Below are 16569 nucleotides of genomic sequence, written 5' to 3' on the forward strand. Positions count from 1 at the left end.
CTTCGGAGTGTACCTGTTTCACCAGCAGGTTGACTGGATTCTGCTGAGCCTCATCAACGTACCTGGTGTTCCGCCTTTGGCGATAGTTGTGACGCTATTTTTCATATCCCTCACTGTGAGTTTGGCGATTAGCATCGTGCTCAAGCGATGGAAGGTAACGGCCAAACTGCTCTGAGACGTTGCGGTAGATAAGAGGCTCTCGTAACTAATTCGTTATTCGGTATAGACAGCATTCATTTTTGCGATAACCGCCTTAGTCTTGCCTCGTACTTTGGTCCCTTGGACGCGATCGGCATATCTCATAGGGCGTCGGTGATTTCGGGCATATAGGATTCGAGAACGCTAGCAATAAAATGCAGCTTACGGTTTTTTCTGGTTCCTCGGATTCTATTTGCTTCAGCGCCTTTAGAAGGCAATTGCCAATGAGTCATGCGCATGATGCAGCAGGTCCTTCTGGGGCTTGCTGCATCATTCGGTTTACACCGGCGTCGAACTCGACGCCGAAGGCGCGCTGCCGATCGCGTCGGAAGTGTTGGTGTAAGGTGACGCCCTTGCGTCCGCTTAACGAAGATCGGCCCTCGTTCTAGATTCGGAAATCACCACAACAGCTGTTTCTAGGAAAGGAAGAATGCCGCTACGCAAATCTTCTTTGACTCGACGCTGGACATGCTCGCCATGCCCTGGTTCGACGGCGGCGCCATCAACATGCGCGACCTGCTCAGGCGCCTTGCCGAGCAAGTAATGTACGATTGGCTGGTCGCCGTGGTCGACCAGCCGTGCGGAGGTGGGACGAACAGCCGCAACGGCAACCGTGAGAGGTTGCTCGCAGCCTCCGTCGGCGCGCCGACGGAGCGCATCCCGAAGCTGCGCTCCGTCTAATTCCGCGCGAGCTCCATCAAGGGCGTCATGAAGCGCATGAAGGCCAAGGGCGTGCCCGTGGTGGTCTACGAGCCCACGCTGGACGCGCCAGAGTTCTTCGGCTCCGAGGTGACCCACGACCTGGAGGCCTTCAAGGCCGGCTACAACGTGATCGTCGCCAACCGCTGGAGCGACGAGCCCGCGGATGTGGCGGACAAGGTGTATACGATGGATCTGTTTAAGCGCTTCCAGTGCGACGGTGGCAAGTCGAGGTAAGCCGGTCCGTCGGATCCCGCGTCCTCCAGCACAGCCGCGTACGGTAGTTCGTTCGATTTATATTCAATTAGGCACACCATCCGAAATATCCGCTTACTGCGCCTCGGGCGCTCATATTGAATCGCGGATGAGCTTGCATCCTGGCGATGGCCGAACGCGGTGCCAAGCATTCTCCCGGTACCGTTCCTCTGATGTGCGGCATGAGGGTTCGTGTTGCTCGTTTGTACCGGGGCGGCAGAACGACTACATGACATCGAGTTGCGCCGTTTGAGGTCACCATAATGGTTATCGAGGTGACTGACGGGAATTCGCCACGGAGAAACGGAAAGGCTTTCTGATCCTGATCAAGCAGGTTCGGAACTACCGTCATTGGAACTATTCTGACTCAGCATCACAGACAGTTTCATGCTTCTTTGCGATCAACTTCTTTGCAAGTTCGAAGACACTTTCGTCGTAATATGGCCAATCTACGAAGTTTTCGAGGTACCCGCGGCCCGTTTTGGCCGACAGCTCATCGTTTATCTTGAGTGTAATCGCGACGAGCAAGGTCAGCATGCGATAGTAATCGGATCTAATGTTCTCCGCATCAGGGTCGGCGATCGGTGAATGCGCATGGTCGTATCTGTTCCTGAGACCCTGTGAGTTGGGGAAAGAGGCGTCGTTGAACATGTAATCGAGATATGCAGCCTCGTCGGGTGTGAACAGCTTGCCGCAGTACGACAGCATTTCGTCTGAGACAAGGCCATCGATGAGCGCTAAATCACCGTCTCCGCATCCCCCAAGCGCAATTGCGCCATTATCCCAAACGGCTTTCAGACAAATTGAGCGAGGGGTTGGAGAGAGAGCGCCTGTTTCTTCGCACGCACTTACCAGCTGTCGGTCGACTAATTGCTGGAGTACCTCGGCGTACGCAGCATCAAAATCGTCGAAGGTGATCCTGGCATTCGTAATCAAATCGAAGAAGCAACGAGCATGGTCGTTATGGCCTCTTCTGTATGTCAGCATGCACTGGTCGGAGAACAGATAGAATCCCCACCTGTTAAAGCAAGCTCCGTCGATTGCATATTTTTTCTCAGAGAGTGCGTTGAGGGTTCCAAAAGTTTTAAAGCTTTCATAAGGGAAATAGTCTCCGTCGATTTTTCCAATCCTCGAATATATTGAATAGGACTTAACGGCGCGCTCGATCTCTGGCCCTATCGACTTGCATTTGTCGAGCCACGAAGCTCCGCTTGACGGCAGCGCCAAGCTGAAACCATTGATTGAGTACTCCTCTGCAAAATAAACGTTGTACGTCCATTCGAGTGCATCTTCGAGCCTTGTACCGCGGCTTTCGAGGAAATTCGCGTATGCGACAACTTCGACATTGGCGAGAAATTCCCGCATGTTGGAGATCGTATTCATTCGGTATTCCCCCAGCACGCGGGACCCCAGCGTCGCAAGCAGGCCGCTCTCCTCATGGGAGTGAGCAGGCGCGGACATGAGACCGCATAGGTCTACTACGTCCAGTAGGTACCTGCAATTGTTCATAACGCTTGCATGGTCGGTGTATTTTCCGAGCCATGTTTCGCTAAAGCTGCAGGTTATGGTTAGGCCATCGACCTTTATACCCTTGCAAGCAATCTGTTCAGGGTCGATTTGCACCTCGGCTCCGTACTTAAGCCTAGTACCTTGCCGGAATATCGCAACCATAGCCTCATCGTGGGCGCGCTTTGCTCGCACCTTAACGTCCGGCGAGGGAGAGAATCTACATTTCGTAGCGCCAGAAGGCCAATTGAAAAGGACCTCCATGCAATTCGGGTTGGCGCGCTGGTCGTCGAGGTAGCCGGTCATTATCGAATCGAAGTCGCCTTGGGAAAGGCATTTAGGGAGGTAGATTACGTTCTGGCTCCTTGATTCTGTCGCGTACTCGTGGATGATCAGCTCCGCGGAATAATACGGATTGTCGATCAGTGATTTTCCTAGCTCTGTATCAAATAATTTGACGAGTTTGTCGTTCTCCAAGATAGAAGCTAAGCATTCGACATGTCGCGAGAGAAGTTCGTCAATTTCCTCGCCGGAGATCAGCGTCTCTGCGCCGCAGGCGTGCAGCAGGCTCCAGAACTGAGTGGCGTACTGAATCTCGACTTCCTCGTAAATATCGAGGATTCCCGAAGACTTGAGTGCCTCACTCGTATACTTGCAGGCGTTCGCGAAGAGCGCAGCGACGGCACTTGCGGCGTCGCCGACTTCAGCTTCCTTAAACAGTTCGGGGACCGTTTCAAAAGTGAGCTTAAGCTGATGAGCCTCTATCGCGTCATTAATCGTCGCGATTTGAATGCGAGGACCCTCCTTCAGGATATGAAGACAACGGTCCATGAAAACTCCTGCAGCCCAGTCATTGCGGCCATAGGAAACAATCCTAGTGTGGTTGAAGTCTCGCAACGCTAGCCTTTCTCACGTAATGCTGACTGCATAAGAATACCGCTGGTTCGGCCTCGTCGGTGGTCAACGATGGCGCGACGTAAAGTATTGCTTCGGCAAATTATCCGCCTCGCCATCCTCTTGGCCTCGAAGATGGGGTCGCCGATTTGAAGGAGAAACTATTGTCAGGCTAATTTCACATATATAGTCTGACCATTTCTTTTTATTGACATTACGCAAAAATCGCAATGTCAAATTGTGACTAGGAGTTATATCAGATGGTTTACGAATCCTGTTATTGGAAAGATGACTTACGATCATACGCAACAGAATTACGGGACTTTTCCACTTGTACCACTCTGGAAGACGAGTACCGTGATTATCGCCTGGAAAAGGCTCTCCTGTTGTCCGCCTTTACCGTTCGCTTACTCTTGGATGCAAATAAGCTAAGCGACGGCATCGGTTCGCTTTACCTAAAGGTCGACTTATATCCTGCAAAGAAGGAAGCCCAAAAAGACATCTCGCCCTTGAACAAACGCTTTATTGATGAACGATATTTCGACTTAACTAAATCCACATCTTCATCCATTTCCTTACGACAACTCACGAACCAACTAATTCATTCCGCGGTCGTTGTTATGTTTTCATATGATGAATCAGATTGCGTGCTTGGCTTTTTTGTTGTCTCTGACAAGGACTATGAAAAGCACTTGTGCTATTGCGGCCTGAAGGAGTGGATAAGCGTAGTGGATGCTGTTGCGGCTGATGATGTTGTCTCCGCTCGGATATGGAAGGACCCGAAAACTGGGAAATGGAAAACCGTAAAGCTAGCCGCAGCTGATTTAAAAGATACGGACTCCATCCCGAACCATTTTGATTACGGAGCGCTTGGCTCAGAGACCCTTGAGGCTATTCGCGAAGGAGAGGCGTTCTTGGCAACGGGGGAGCCCAGTCGCCTTGACAACGCCGTCGATTCTATCAATGCATCTCTAGAAAATTCCGAAGCCTAAGGTATTTTGATTTGCCATCTTGACGATATCCAATTTCCTTTCACCGATTAGCAAAACGATTTACACCTAATTATTGTCACTGTTCAGGGGTATTTCCTTTGTTTGTGCCTTGATCTCGCTAAACTAATAGCTGCTGCTACCAGCGCATTTTCTGGTGCACATTCTATTGGCTCCTGCGAAGATCGGAGCGGGTATGTTTGCTGCCGAGTCCCACACCAGCCGTCATTACATTGCGATTGTTGCCATGGCCTGCCTATGCGTTTTGCTGGGCGGGCCTTCTTATGCCGCGGGCGCGGAGAGCCTCATCATCGCGGGCGCGACGTACTACGAGCCGGGCGTGTCGGGCCCCGGCTGGGCTTGGACCGATGCCGACCACCTGGAGCTTAACGGCTACGCGGGCGAGGCCATCGGCGCCGAGGGCGACCTGGTGCTCACGCTTACAGGGCAAAACTCCGTGACGGAGTCGCATGCGCCCGATGCGGACATCACGCTGTGCGGCATGGAGGTGTGGGGCAACCTGACGCTTCGCGGTACCGGGACCCTGACGGCGACGGGCTCGCAGTGCGGGATCCACGCCTCGCAGGCGCTTGTGGTGGACGGATGCACCGTCGACGCCCGGGCGGACGGGGCCGACGTCACGGACGAGGCCGTGGCCGGCGTGATCGCCGGCGACATGGCCGTGCGCGGTGGCGGGCGCGTCGTTGCCGCGAGCACCGGGTCCGGAGCGGGCGTGCGCGCTTATGGCGTGTATCTGCAGGACTTAGGCCTTGGCGATGGGGCGGCCGGCTGTCGGCTTTCCGTCGATGCCTCGTGGCTCGATGCGGCAGGTACCGATGGCGGCGTCGCGTGCTTGGGCGGCTCGCTTGTGTCCGCACGGTTTGTGACGCCTGCCGGCGGGGCCTTTGGTGCTGACGGCGTGGTGAATGCTGCCGGTGCGATGGCACCGCATGTGGTGGTTGAGCCCGATGCCGCCACGCCACCGGCAGGGGAGACCGATGGAGACGACGTGCCTGGATGCGGGGAGGGTAAACCAGATGGTAGTGCCGGCCCTGCTGCAGGGCAGCCCGGTGCGGGGCCGACGACGGATCCAACGGTGAAACCTGCGGCCACGTCGCCCAAAACAAACATAACGATCAAGACGACGGTGACCAAGACCACAGTGCCTGCGTCCTCTAAGCCTAAAGCCACCAGCACGACCGCAACGACACTCCCCAAGACCGCCGACAGCGACTGGATTGCCGCTTCCGTAACGCTTTTCCTTCTGGGAACAACGCTCCTGGCTGCCGCATTTCGCTGCTAAGGCCCCGTTTAAGTGAGACCAGAGAGGGATGAATGCAGCTATTGCAGAAGTCTTTAGCCTACTACTAAATCAATTTCTTAGAGATTGGTGCCGTATCAGCCATCGCTGCGACGGCACTATTTTGTTCAGCTCGACTGCCTCTCGATCCATTACCGATGTTGAGCCTTACACCCCATCTGCCAGAGCGATAAGATAATTGCAATCCAAATGCTACCGTTTATAAAGCTTCATTTGGACCCAATTGCCTATATCACTGGAGTCATAACATGAGGAACTACTATCAAATCAAAACCGTCGCATCGGCCCCTCCAAGGAGGCTCATCCCGATCGGAAAAGTCATCAGCGTTACTGGGCTTGTATTGGCAATTGTCAGTTTCTTTTCCGCTCTGCCATCGAGTGCCAACATATATGGCTCGCTTTCTTTTACTTTCTTACTCCTTGGCTTATTCTTTTTTGTGGACGGGCTCTTTCTTGTTATTACTGCATCAAGGCAACAAGAGAATCTACTAGGGCTACGCCAATCGCTCCTAGAAGATGATCCTCAAATCGCCGCGAGCGCCGAAGAGTTTATGTCTCAGCGAAAGGCCCTGACACAGCAAGGCGAAATTACTGGCATCTTCATTGTCCATAATGCAACCAAAGATCTGTACTACGTAGGCCAAAGCGCAAAGGCAATTGATCGAGCGGCCATACAGTTTCTCGGTAGGGGCAATTGCGATGTGTATGCCGATTACAAGTACGGTGACTCATTCAACGTGCGAATAATCCAGCTGTCGGAAAGCGGCTACGAAAGTCTCAATGAGCTAAAACGCGCAGCGATACAAGCGCTCGAGGCTGCTGGCGAGGAGCTTTATTAAGGGCGACTGTTAGGATTAATGCAATGGCAAGCTCAAATAACACAGGCAACAACGAGGAATTAACGCCGTCCGTCGAAGAAACGCTTCTTAACGAATCCGGCTCGATTGCCAGGGTCAAATCGTTCTCATGGATTTGGTTTATCAATAAGGAGCGAATCCACGACATAAATCCTGTCCAATGCGGCAAATGGATGTTCTTCTTCTCTCCATTCAAAACCGCCCTCATGGACGACATTGTCGGAACCGCAGTTCTTGATGGCGTCGTCGTAGAGGCCAAATACTCGAATCCCGAAACGCTCATCGCGGCGGGCTCGAAACAAGGTGTCTGCTGCTTTTACCTAAACGGAAACGATAGAGAAAGCCATAAGAGGGTACTGAGCTACATGCTGGAAAACGGGCTAATCAGGAAGACAAAGACTGGAAAGCTGTATAACATTTCGTTCAAGTTCGACACTGAGACCTACGCAGGAAAGTACAAGGGGAGCGGCTTCTCCGGAAAGATAAAGCTCGCGGACTTCGTTGACCTGGAGACGGGAGAGTTTATTTAAGGGTGCGTGCCGAGTAGAGAAGTTGAACTTACTTCACCTGTGTCCCCTTTGGGGACAGCCGCCAGTGCAATACCTCAGTGCTATACTCGTTGTCCTAAGGAAGTGGTTCATATGTACTTGAGCGATACTAAGATTCAAGAGCTTATCGACAACAAGGTGCTGCTCAATGCCGATGCTTCGAACATCGGCCAGGTTACGTATGACTTGCGCACCGACGGATTCTACATTAATGAAAGCAAGCAGTTCGAGGTCGAGCTTGGCCCCGGAGACTCGACTTTTGTCTCTTGCGTTGAATGTGTCGCGCTACCCAACAATCTGACCGCTAGCGTACTTCTGCGCAATTCGCGCATTCGCCAAGGGCTTTCTTTGGATGCACCGCTCTATTTCCCTGGCCATGGAACTAGGCTGTTCTATCGTGTTACAAACGTAAGCGGCAGCACCATTACCCTCGATAAGTCTAAGGGCATCGCGCAGGTCGCATTCCAGCACGTCGAAGGCACGGTTGCCCATCCTTACCATGGAGCCTTTTCCGATGAGCTTAACTTTAATGGGCTCGCCGACTATTCCGACGTCTATGCCGGAGAGCTCAAAAAGGTTGAAGACAAAAAGGAAGAAGTTGCCAATATCGAATCTCGTATTTACGGTAATGTGCTGGCACTCTTTGCCGTCTTCGCCGCGATCTTTACGCTCGTGAACGTTAATGCCGGAGGGATCTCTTCCGATATTTCGACCGTCCGTTTCGTTGCGCTTGACCTGCTAATTATCGGCGGATTTCTGGTCCTTGCGTCTGCAATCGAGGCTTTTCTTATTAAGGACAAAAAGAAGAAGGCACGACTTCCGCTCGGGATAGGTGTCACGTGCATTGTCTTTGCTGTTGTCCTTGCATTCCTCTAAGTACTTAGAGGATTAGGGGAAAGCAATATAGGTTCTGAGACGGGGTGCCCCGGCGTTTGCCGTGGCACCCCTATTTGTTGATCGGACTTCCATTTTTCAAATTACATGGCCGCCATAGCAGCCCCAAGACATCTGCTATTTAAAAAGCATGTCTCGAAAGCGTAAAATCGGGGTCTGGTCGACAGATCTCGGTTTTTCCCGCACTACGCCTGGATCCAGGACCTCGTATCCGAAAGCCGCTCCCGCGACGAGCTCGTCAAAGAACTAAGGCGCAATTGCGTTGTGTGTCTCGACGGTGCGTCGCACGTATAAAATCTAAGCATCCAAACTCTAACTATGAAATGGAATGGACGCCACATGGAGATCCCAAGCACCCTGTGCAGCAATGTGTACGACTTCGCGTTTTGCCCCGAGCCCTGCTACGACCGCCTGGTCGACCTCGCCGACCCCGAGGACTGGGGTCCCGGCAACCGCATCCTCAAAAACTACCTGTCGTTCTCATTTAGCCGCGCGGTGTTCTTGACCGAGCGTGACGTGGACCAGACCGCCCCGTCCAACTTACCGCTGGTGTTCGACGACGACCGTTGCCTATTCAACACCGGCCTGTACACGCGCCGCTACGAGACCATCTACGGCCTGTTTGAGCCCAACACCAAGCCCGACGCGCGCCAGCGCTGGTTTTTGAAGGGCTTCTTTAAGGAGAGCGACCCCATGCTGGTCTCATTTGAGTACCTGCCGTGCCGCGTGCGCTTTGCCGAGGACCCCTCCGAGCTGGTCTTTGACTACCGCCTTCCCATCCGCTCCAACATCGACCACATTCTGGGCGACGAGGAAAACCTTACGCGCATTCCCGCCAGCCTGATGGGGGAGGGCAACTCGCTGCTGCTGCGCCGTGCCTTTGAGGGAGCCGTCGTCGAGGCCGCCCGCCGCGCCGCAGCCAACTATACGCTCGCGGTGCCGCAGTTCTACGGCGGCCGGATCCAGCTACTCCTACCGCTGTGCCTGACCGGCGACAAGCCCGAGCTGGCGCTGACCATCCAACGCGAGGACGGTTTCTACGCCGCGCGCACCTGCCTCACGCTCGACATGGCCTACAACAACGCGCGACTTATCTGCCGACCTGAGACTTCGTGGATTAAGCGGTAAATGGTAGTTTAGCTGCTGTTTTACCCATTGCTTTGGTTGCTTTGGCTTGGCTAGCACTCACGAATTTGAAATCGAGGGCAAAAAGTTCTTGGTAAACCACGCACGGCTATGATAGTATCTCTTTTGCCTAAAGGCGACGGGCGATTGGCTCAGGGGTAGAGCATATCCTTCACACGGATGGGGTCACAAGTTCGAATCTTGTATCGCCCACCATCTAAAGCACAGGTCAGAGGTGTTAAACCTCTGACCTTTTTCTTTTTTGACACCAAGGGTGATTCCAAAACGAATCGTAGTCGTATAAGGCGTCATTTTTTTCGCACCCTTTTTGCTGACGCCATTGCATGTTTTGTATAAAACGCATGCGTATTTTCATTGAATCCCCCATGTGATCCGCGCGCAAATGTGGAGACAGGGACCACATGCCCAAAGCTCCTTCCAGCGGTTTTCTATCACACGACGGTTTTTCGGCGGAACTCGGCATGCTTTTGTCAGCATTTGGTTTGCTTCCCGTACTTACCCGCATGATGCCCCGGTAGATAATCGGCCATGCCCGCAATCCGCACGGCCTACGGTCGAAACCAGGGGAGGCCACATGGACGAAATCGTCTGCGCAAACACCGCATTCCGCTACTGACGCTGCCCGCCACAGGTGCGCGATCTCTACCCGCGCCTGCCCAACTCCGAAGAAGGCTGGCGAGCTCTATCCCAAGCCCCATTCGTAACCGACGTCCTCAAGACCCCAGTCATCACAGCAGCATCAACTCGAAGCAACCTACATTCCGAGACAAGACGTACCATCCGATGGAACAGCGCCTATACAGAGAAGGTCTCGATCGACACGGGCATGGGCTTTAGCGTCACAGACCCTCTTCATACGCTATTCACCATGACTCGAAGCGTTTCTTCATGCGACCTGGTTCTGGCCATGTACGAGCTCTGCGGATGGTTTTCGGTTTTTAAACCATCGCCCGCGGTCGACATGGCACTTGAGCAAGCAAAATCAGAAGAAGAGCAGTACACCACAGAAAGTCTTTTTGAACTAGATGAAACCCAAGACGAGGCCCCATGGAAGCGAGTCTATGCTCGTGCGAGCCAGAAGGACAGCGAGAATGATCAAAGTGGGCAGCAGAATGACGGATCCGGAAATAAAGCAAACGGAAAAGGCACATCGCTCTGGATGAGAAAGCCTCTTATTGAAATAGAAGAACTGCACAGATTTGCAGCGAAGGTTAAGGGCGAGATGTGGGGAAAACAATTCTACGAAGCCGCACGGCAGGTAATGGGTATTGCGGCATCCCCGCTAGAAGTTGCTGGAATCATGTTGCTAAGTCTTCCGAGGCGTACTGGCGGAGCGGAGTTTAAAAACATATACGTCAACGACTTAACACCGCTGTCGAATTCAGCTCGAAAAATCGCAGGTCAGAAAATCTGTTACGGCGATATCGTCATCGTAAACCCAATAATAATGAAAGCTGTGCTTATCGAACTTCAGGGAGAGGTTATCCATGGTTCAGGCGCCGTGCTGGACCACGATGCCGCACGAATGACAGCATTACAAAGCATGGGATACGACGTATTTCTTGTAACCCATGACATGCTCAATGATCACGATCAGCTTGATGCCATCATTCACAGTGTGTGTGAGCGATTGGAGTTGCGCTACAAACCAAAAACCGAGGCGATGAGATGCGCTGAGACCAGATTGCGAGCCAACGTTCTGTGCAATTGGCTTGGTATTGGTAAGTAATATTGTTCAAGTGAGCATTATTACTACTTTATATGCTGCCAGTAATTAAGTGCCATTTTAAAACCACGCCGGTTTACTACGTTGGATTGGGGGTAGCTGAGCACACCGAATTCGTCGCTCGTAAAACCGACGCTCCTATAAGTTGTCAAGAGGCAGTTTGCGGGAGCGCTCTCTCCAATTCGCACAGGAGCTCGCAATACCTCCTCTCCAGTTTCGTCGACCGCCGTTTCCCCCGTTCCAAGTGCCCGAGTGTGGCTGCGGACAGGCCGAGCTCCGCGGCGGCTTTCTTCTGAGTCACCCGCATCGCCTTGCGCATCTTCGCGAGCTCGGGGCCTTCCGGCGCGGCGCCGTCGGGGTTCGGGTCCATGAGCACGTGGTACACCTCCCGCGCTATGTAGCGCTTCAGGCAGCGGACCGCCTCCCGCCGGGACTTCCCCTCGGAGGTCCGCCTCGCCACGTACCTCCTCGTCCTCTCGTCGTACGCCATGCGCTTGATCGCGATCTCGTAGAGCGCCCAGTTCGCCTGCCGGTTGCCGCCGCGGTTGAGCCTGTGCCGGTCCGTCTTCCCGCTCGACGCGGGGATCGGGGAGGCGCCGCACATCATCGAGAACGCCGCCTCGCCCTTCAGCCTGCCGGGGTTGTCGCCGGCGGCCACGACCAGGGCGGCGGCGGTCGTGGTGCCGCAGCCCTCGACGCCGAGCAGCGCGGGCGCGTTCGCCTCCAGCAGCGCGCGGATGCGCTCGTCGAGGGACTCGACCTGGCTGCGGGCCTCCTTCCAGACCGCCGCGACGGACCGCAGCGAGGCCAGCACGCTCTCCTCGAGCGCGTCGCCCGCCTTCCTCCCGCGCGCGAGCAGCGGCATGAGGTCCTTCGGCCGCTCGCGGCCCCTGAACCGCTCCCTCAGGGCGCTCGGGGCCGTCGTGAGCATCGACTTCGCGCAGGCCACGCAGGACGTGGACGTCGCGACGGCCAGCCTGCGCGCGACGTAGAGCTGGCGCACCGCCTCGACCCAGCCGTCCTGCGACTTCGGCACGGAGCAGCCCTTCCCGGACGCCGCCTTGCGCGCCGCGCGCTCGGCGTCCAGCGGGTCGCTCTTCCCCTCGCCGGGCCTCACCTTGTCCCTCTTGGGCCTGAGCACCTCGACGACGTTGTACCCGAGCTCCACGAGCCTCCTTGTCAGCCCGGCCCCGTACGATGCCGTGCCCTCGACGCCGACGACCATGCAGCTCCCCGGGTCGCCTATCGCCTCCGCCAGCCTGTCGTAGCCCTCGGGGTCGGCCCCGAAGCTCCCGCTCCAGATCTTCCTCCCGAGGCCGTCGAGCAGGCACAGAACATGCACGTCCTTGTGCGTGTCGACGCCCGCGATGACCGTTTCGCCTTCCATTTTCGCTCCCCTCGGTCTGCCGCCTGCTCCGCGCCCGGGTCTCCCAGACATTGCACTGACGGGAGCGCTACAATCCAATTGGCTTGTCCGATTGTCCGCGCTCATGCTCCTATTAGGTCATGGCAGGACTCCGGGACGCGGATGCCGGGGCGAGACAGGTCGGATTAGAGGACGGCCGAAGAGGCGTCAGCAGGTCAGTGGGTCATCGTCCCGGCATTCAGCATCAGGGTAGCGCTGCGACGCGGAAATCGCGCGCCGTTGCCGCGCCCCGCAGTGCCCGCTTCCCCCGAGAACAATTATCAGTGCAGGTAGAATGCCTGCCCGTTTTGCGAATGTAGGCGTGTGGTCGGAAATCCGGGAATCGTCGCAGTAAACCGGTCTGTTTATGAAGCGACCAGCTGGCGCGAGCTGCGCACGGTTCAGTAAATTGACCCGAAGGCGCGGAGAGGGGCTCAGACGAAACCCTCCCGCGGAAGCACCGCGGATTGCTTTGTTCTGGCCGGCGGCACCTGGGGCGACATGCGCGCCCCGGGAAGGAGGGCGGCGGGCTTGCCGCTGCCCGCGGGGCGCGCCCCGCGGGCTATTTCGGGCATCGTGTGTCCCTTCGGCCCCGCGCCGTTCCACGCACCGTAAAATCTTTTCCAAAATTGTCCTTGCATCGGCGGGGGAGTTCCCGTATAGTACTTTCTCGCACGGGGGCGTAGCTCAGCTGGGAGAGCGCTTGACTGGCAGTCAAGAGGTCAGGGGTTCGATCCCCCTCGTCTCCACCCGAGCATTGAATGAGGCTCCAACGCAAGTTGGGGCCTTTTTTCATATCTATCGATTTACGCCATGTGTTGACTGAGCAGCATCTTGGCGACATACCCATTGTTAATTACGAATATGAATGTTAATAACTTTACGTATCTGGATAGCAAACCTGGTCTGCAGCGCCAATAACAAAGAGGCCGGGCGTAATGCCCAGCCTCGAAATACTCTGGTGGGCCCTCCGGGATTCGAACCCAGAACCCAGGGATTATGAGTCCCCTGCGCTAACCGTTGCGCCAAGAGCCCTTATGAACGGTGAATGCAATTCTAGCAAAGGCAACTCAGGCCTAATTTCTTCGCTTCACGTCGTGAAATACTACCATGCACGAGCAAGTCGCACAACGCAAGATCAAGTTCGATGCTAAACAACAGCTAATCTAGGCCCGTCGCAGATAAGGAGTGTTTTATAAAAAGTTAAGGCCTTAAATTCAGGGCTTCAAGACATTTCAGCGTGAAATCAACCTGATGCCATTTCAAAACCATGCCCGTTTACTACGACGGATCGGCGACCTTCGACCACCGCGTGTTCTCAGTTTGCAAAACCGCAGGTAGAGAGTCCGACGGTTACACGAAAAGGCGTGCGTGGTCGAACATTACAGATACATCGTAGTAAACCGGCATAGTTCTGAGGCGCAGATGAGGGACGGTTCGCAATCGGACTCGATAATGGGACTGGCGACGCATAGGAAATCCGGTTGCGCGGAGAGGGTCGCGTTCCGCGCGCCAAGTCGGCCGGCGTAGGGGCCGTGCGGGGGCCAGGCGCTCCGCAGGCTGGCCCGGCCCCGCGCGACTCCGGCGCCCGCCCCCGGAAAGTTTTTCCAAAAATGTCCTTGCATCGGCGGGGGAGTTCCCGTATAGTACTTCTTCGCACGGGGGCGTAGCTCAGCTGGGAGAGCGCTTGACTGGCAGTCAAGAGGTCAGGGGTTCGATCCCCCTCGTCTCCACCCGAGCATTGAATGAGGCTCCAACGCAAGTTGGGGCCTTTTTTCATATAGGCACACAAGGTCAAAGGCGGCACCATGATCCTCCTGGTCGACAAGATCGAAAAAAGCTTCGGCGCGCGCGTCCTCTTTAGCGGCGCGTCCTTCCAGATCAACCCCGGCGAGCGCTTCGCGCTCGTGGGCCCCAACGGCGCCGGCAAAACCACCATGCTCAAGATCATCATGGGCATCGATAGCCCCGACGCCGGCCAGGTCCAGTACGCCAAGGACTGCCAGGTGGGCTATCTAGAGCAAGAAACCAACCTGGAGCAAAAGGACACCACCATCCTCGCCGAGGTCATGGCCGCCGCCAAGGAAATTCGCCGCATGGGCGAGCGCGCCAACGAACTTCAGGCCCAGATCACCGAGCTCTCGGAACAGGGCAAGGACGTCAACGCGCTCCTTAACGAGTACGGCCAGGTCCAGGACCGCTTTGAGCACCTGGGCGGCTACGAGCTCGAGAGCAACGCCCGCAAAATCCTGTCCGGCCTGGGCTTTAAGGTCACCGACTTTGAGCGCCCGTGCTCCGAGTTCTCGGGCGGCTGGCAGATGCGCATCGCGCTTGCCAAGCTCTTCCTGCGCCACCCCGACCTGCTGCTTCTGGACGAGCCTACTAACCACCTGGACCTCGAAAGCGTCCAGTGGCTGCGCGGCTTTATCGCCAACTACGACGGCGCCGTCCTCATCGTCAGTCACGACCGTGCCTTCATGGACGCCTGCGTCGACCACGTCGCCGCTCTCGAAAACCGTCGCGTGACCACCTACACCGGCAACTACAGCAGCTACCTCAAGCAGCGCGAGGACAACCTGGAACAGATGCGCGCCAAGCGAGCCGCCCAGGAGCGCGACATCGCCCACATGCAGGTCTTCGTTGACAAATTCCGCTATAAGCCCACCAAGGCCGCCCAGGCGCAGGAGCGCATCCGTAAGATCGAGCAGATTAAAAAGGAACTTGTCATCCTGCCCGAGGGCCACAAGCACATCGACTTTAAGTTCCCTGACCCGCCGCGCTCCGGCGACATGGTCGTCGGCCTGGAGGGCGTGTCCAAGTCCTACGGCAACAAGCACATCTACAGCGACATCGACCTCAAGCTCTACCGCGGCGAGCACGTGGCACTCGTCGGCCCCAACGGCGCCGGCAAGTCCACGCTCATGAAGATTCTCGCCGGCCTGGAGCCGCCCACTACCGGCACGCGCGACCTGGGCACCAACGTGGGTGTGGCCTATTACGCCCAGCACGCGCTCGAGGGCATGACCGAGTCCAATACCGTCCTGCAAGAGATCGACACCGTCACGCCCAAGTGGACCGTGCCGCAGCAGCGCAGCCTGCTGGGCGCCTTCCTGTTTAGCGACAACGATTCCATCGAGAAGCAGGTTCGCGTCCTCTCCGGTGGCGAAAAGGCGCGCCTGGCCCTGGCCAAGATGCTCGTGGCCCCCGAGGCGCTCCTGTGCCTGGACGAGCCCACCAACCACCTGGACATCGACTCGGTAGACATGCTCGAGAACGCCCTGCAAAACTTCCCCGGCACCATCGTGCTGATCAGCCACGACGAGCACCTGGTACGCGCCGTTGCCAACCGCGTCATAGACATCCGCGATGGCAAGGTCACGGTCTACGACGGCGACTACGACTACTACCTCTACAAGCGCGAGGACCTCGCAGCCCGCGCCGCCGCCGAGGCGGCAGGGGAGAGTGCACCGGCCACGGCCAAGTCCACCAAAGCCTGCGCCGCCCAGGCCGACACCCCCGCAGCTGCCCCCAAGCCTGCCGAGGGCAAAAAGACCAAGGAGCAAAAGCGCGCTGAGGCCCAAGCCCGCGCAGCGCTCAATAAAAAGCTCAAAGGCGTGCGCAACCAGCTTAAGAAGATCGAGACGGAGCTCGACAAAAAGCGTGCCCGCTATGACGAGCTTATGGAATTGATGGCAAGCGAAGAGCTTTATGCCGATCAGGATAAGTTCAACGCCGCGCTGGGGGAATATAACGGCCTTAAGCAAGAGCTACCCAAGCTCGAGGATGAATGGCTGGAGCTTTCCACCCAGATCGAAGAGGAGACCGCGCGTGAACTCTCGTAAGGCCGCTGCCGTGGCGATGAGCATCATCGCCATTGCCTGTCGCATCTGCGGCATCTTTATGAGCGCGATGACCGTGCTGCTGTGCTTTAGCGGCCTCACCGCCAAGTTGCAGATTGTGGGCTTTGTCGTCGAGCTTTCGCGCGCACTGCCGAGCGCCATCGCCGGCTACGGCGTCATCACTTCTCCCTTTGGCGGCGTGTTCCGCCTGGATTACGCCATCGTGGCCGTGATTCTATTTGTGGCCGATTACCTGCTCACGCGCGCCTCGCGCCGCGTCCGCTAGGGGATC

13 protein-coding genes and 4 tRNA genes are annotated in these 16569 nt (G+C 56.1%); 14 read left to right on the forward strand and 3 right to left on the reverse strand.

All coding sequences use genetic code 11. The features are described 5' to 3' along the window. Positions 1–675: 675 nt before the first annotated feature. Both ACGHIZ_RS05990 and ACGHIZ_RS05995 read left to right on the forward strand, forming a co-directional pair. Entirely contained in the window at positions 676–879 is a 204-nt protein-coding gene (locus ACGHIZ_RS05990) for a hypothetical protein (RefSeq protein ID WP_390446697.1), read from the forward strand. A gap of 27 nt (positions 880–906) precedes the next feature. Beyond that, entirely contained in the window at positions 907–1134 is a 228-nt protein-coding gene (locus ACGHIZ_RS05995; RefSeq protein WP_390446700.1) for a hypothetical protein, read from the forward strand. 375 nt (positions 1135–1509) lie between these two features. Here ACGHIZ_RS05995 and ACGHIZ_RS06000 read toward each other — a convergent pair whose 3' ends face one another. Next, positions 1510–3489, reverse strand: coding sequence for a hypothetical protein (locus tag ACGHIZ_RS06000; protein WP_390446703.1), 1980 nt, complete (start codon positions 3487–3489; stop codon positions 1510–1512). Positions 3490–3812: 323 nt separating this feature from the next. Here ACGHIZ_RS06000 and ACGHIZ_RS06005 point away from each other — a divergent pair, with 323 nt between their 5' ends. From ACGHIZ_RS06005 to ACGHIZ_RS06040, 8 genes are all read left to right on the forward strand, one after another. Next, entirely contained in the window at positions 3813–4544 is a 732-nt protein-coding gene (locus ACGHIZ_RS06005) for a hypothetical protein (protein ID WP_390446706.1), read from the forward strand. A 193-nt stretch (positions 4545–4737) separates the two neighbouring features. Beyond that, entirely contained in the window at positions 4738–5844 is a 1107-nt protein-coding gene (locus ACGHIZ_RS06010; RefSeq protein ID WP_390446709.1) for a hypothetical protein, read from the forward strand. Positions 5845–6110: 266 nt separating this feature from the next. After that, positions 6111–6701 carry a hypothetical protein gene (locus tag ACGHIZ_RS06015; protein WP_225093581.1) on the forward strand — a complete coding sequence of 197 codons (591 nt, stop codon included), beginning with the start codon at positions 6111–6113 and terminating at the stop codon, positions 6699–6701. A gap of 23 nt (positions 6702–6724) precedes the next feature. Then, positions 6725–7249, forward strand: coding sequence for a hypothetical protein (locus ACGHIZ_RS06020; protein ID WP_225093582.1), 525 nt, complete (start codon positions 6725–6727; stop codon positions 7247–7249). A 111-nt stretch (positions 7250–7360) separates the two neighbouring features. Next, complete coding sequence (locus tag ACGHIZ_RS06025) at positions 7361–8143, forward strand: hypothetical protein (RefSeq protein ID WP_006236350.1); 783 nt, start codon at positions 7361–7363, stop codon at positions 8141–8143. Between the two features lie 357 nt (positions 8144–8500). Continuing rightward, positions 8501–9289: a DUF3825 domain-containing protein gene (locus ACGHIZ_RS06030; protein WP_390446713.1), complete on the forward strand. Its 789-nt coding sequence runs from the start codon at positions 8501–8503 to the stop codon at positions 9287–9289. A 138-nt stretch (positions 9290–9427) separates the two neighbouring features. Continuing rightward, a tRNA-Val gene (locus ACGHIZ_RS06035) sits at positions 9428–9502 on the forward strand. Positions 9503–9938: 436 nt separating this feature from the next. Next, a complete protein-coding gene (locus ACGHIZ_RS06040) occupies positions 9939–11036 on the forward strand; it encodes a hypothetical protein (protein WP_390446716.1) in 1098 nt (365 codons plus the stop codon). Between the two features lie 145 nt (positions 11037–11181). Here the strand turns inward: ACGHIZ_RS06040 and ACGHIZ_RS06045 are convergent, their stop codons facing one another. Beyond that, positions 11182–12420: an IS110 family transposase gene (locus ACGHIZ_RS06045; protein WP_390446719.1), complete on the reverse strand. Its 1239-nt coding sequence runs from the start codon at positions 12418–12420 to the stop codon at positions 11182–11184. A 694-nt stretch (positions 12421–13114) separates the two neighbouring features. Between ACGHIZ_RS06045 and ACGHIZ_RS06050 the strand changes: the two genes are divergently transcribed. Beyond that, a tRNA-Ala gene (locus ACGHIZ_RS06050) sits at positions 13115–13187 on the forward strand. Between the two features lie 210 nt (positions 13188–13397). Here the strand turns inward: ACGHIZ_RS06050 and ACGHIZ_RS06055 are convergent. Then, positions 13398–13473, reverse strand: a tRNA-Ile gene (locus ACGHIZ_RS06055). Positions 13474–14098: 625 nt separating this feature from the next. On the opposite strand from ACGHIZ_RS06055, the gene ACGHIZ_RS06060 reads away from it, so the two are divergent. The 3 genes from ACGHIZ_RS06060 to ACGHIZ_RS06070 all read left to right on the forward strand — a co-directional run bounded on the left by ACGHIZ_RS06060 (position 14099) and on the right by ACGHIZ_RS06070 (position 16563). Next, positions 14099–14171, forward strand: a tRNA-Ala gene (locus ACGHIZ_RS06060). 75 nt (positions 14172–14246) lie between these two features. After that, positions 14247–16280, forward strand: a complete 2034-nt coding sequence (locus ACGHIZ_RS06065; protein WP_390446721.1) for an ABC-F family ATP-binding cassette domain-containing protein — start codon at positions 14247–14249, stop codon at positions 16278–16280. Further along, on the forward strand, positions 16267–16563 hold the full coding sequence (locus ACGHIZ_RS06070) for a hypothetical protein (protein WP_164473297.1): 297 nt from the start codon (positions 16267–16269) through the stop codon (positions 16561–16563). The genes ACGHIZ_RS06065 and ACGHIZ_RS06070 overlap by 14 nt, the downstream gene beginning before the upstream one ends. The last annotated feature ends 6 nt before the right edge of the window (positions 16564–16569 follow it).

The organism is Collinsella sp. i05-0019-G5 (genome assembly GCF_042851345.1).
Classification (GTDB): Bacteria; Actinomycetota; Coriobacteriia; order Coriobacteriales; family Coriobacteriaceae; genus Collinsella.

Bases quoted from the DNA above. Each gene is read 5' to 3' on its own strand.
- ACGHIZ_RS05990 (WP_390446697.1), top strand. From the start codon at position 676: ATGCCCTGGTTCGACGGCGGCGCCATCAACATGCGCGACCTGCTCAGG.
- ACGHIZ_RS05995 (WP_390446700.1), top strand. From the start codon at position 907: ATGAAGCGCATGAAGGCCAAGGGCGTGCCCGTGGTGGTCTACGAGCCC.
- ACGHIZ_RS06000 (WP_390446703.1), bottom strand. From the start codon at position 3,489: ATGGACCGTTGTCTTCATATCCTGAAGGAGGGTCCTCGCATTCAAATC.
- ACGHIZ_RS06005 (WP_390446706.1), top strand. From the start codon at position 3,813: ATGGTTTACGAATCCTGTTATTGGAAAGATGACTTACGATCATACGCA.
- ACGHIZ_RS06010 (WP_390446709.1), top strand. From the start codon at position 4,738: ATGTTTGCTGCCGAGTCCCACACCAGCCGTCATTACATTGCGATTGTT.
- ACGHIZ_RS06015 (WP_225093581.1), top strand. From the start codon at position 6,111: ATGAGGAACTACTATCAAATCAAAACCGTCGCATCGGCCCCTCCAAGG.
- ACGHIZ_RS06020 (WP_225093582.1), top strand. From the start codon at position 6,725: ATGGCAAGCTCAAATAACACAGGCAACAACGAGGAATTAACGCCGTCC.
- ACGHIZ_RS06025 (WP_006236350.1), top strand. From the start codon at position 7,361: ATGTACTTGAGCGATACTAAGATTCAAGAGCTTATCGACAACAAGGTG.
- ACGHIZ_RS06030 (WP_390446713.1), top strand. From the start codon at position 8,501: ATGGAGATCCCAAGCACCCTGTGCAGCAATGTGTACGACTTCGCGTTT.
- ACGHIZ_RS06045 (WP_390446719.1), bottom strand. From the start codon at position 12,420: ATGGAAGGCGAAACGGTCATCGCGGGCGTCGACACGCACAAGGACGTG.
- ACGHIZ_RS06065 (WP_390446721.1), top strand. From the start codon at position 14,247: ATGATCCTCCTGGTCGACAAGATCGAAAAAAGCTTCGGCGCGCGCGTC.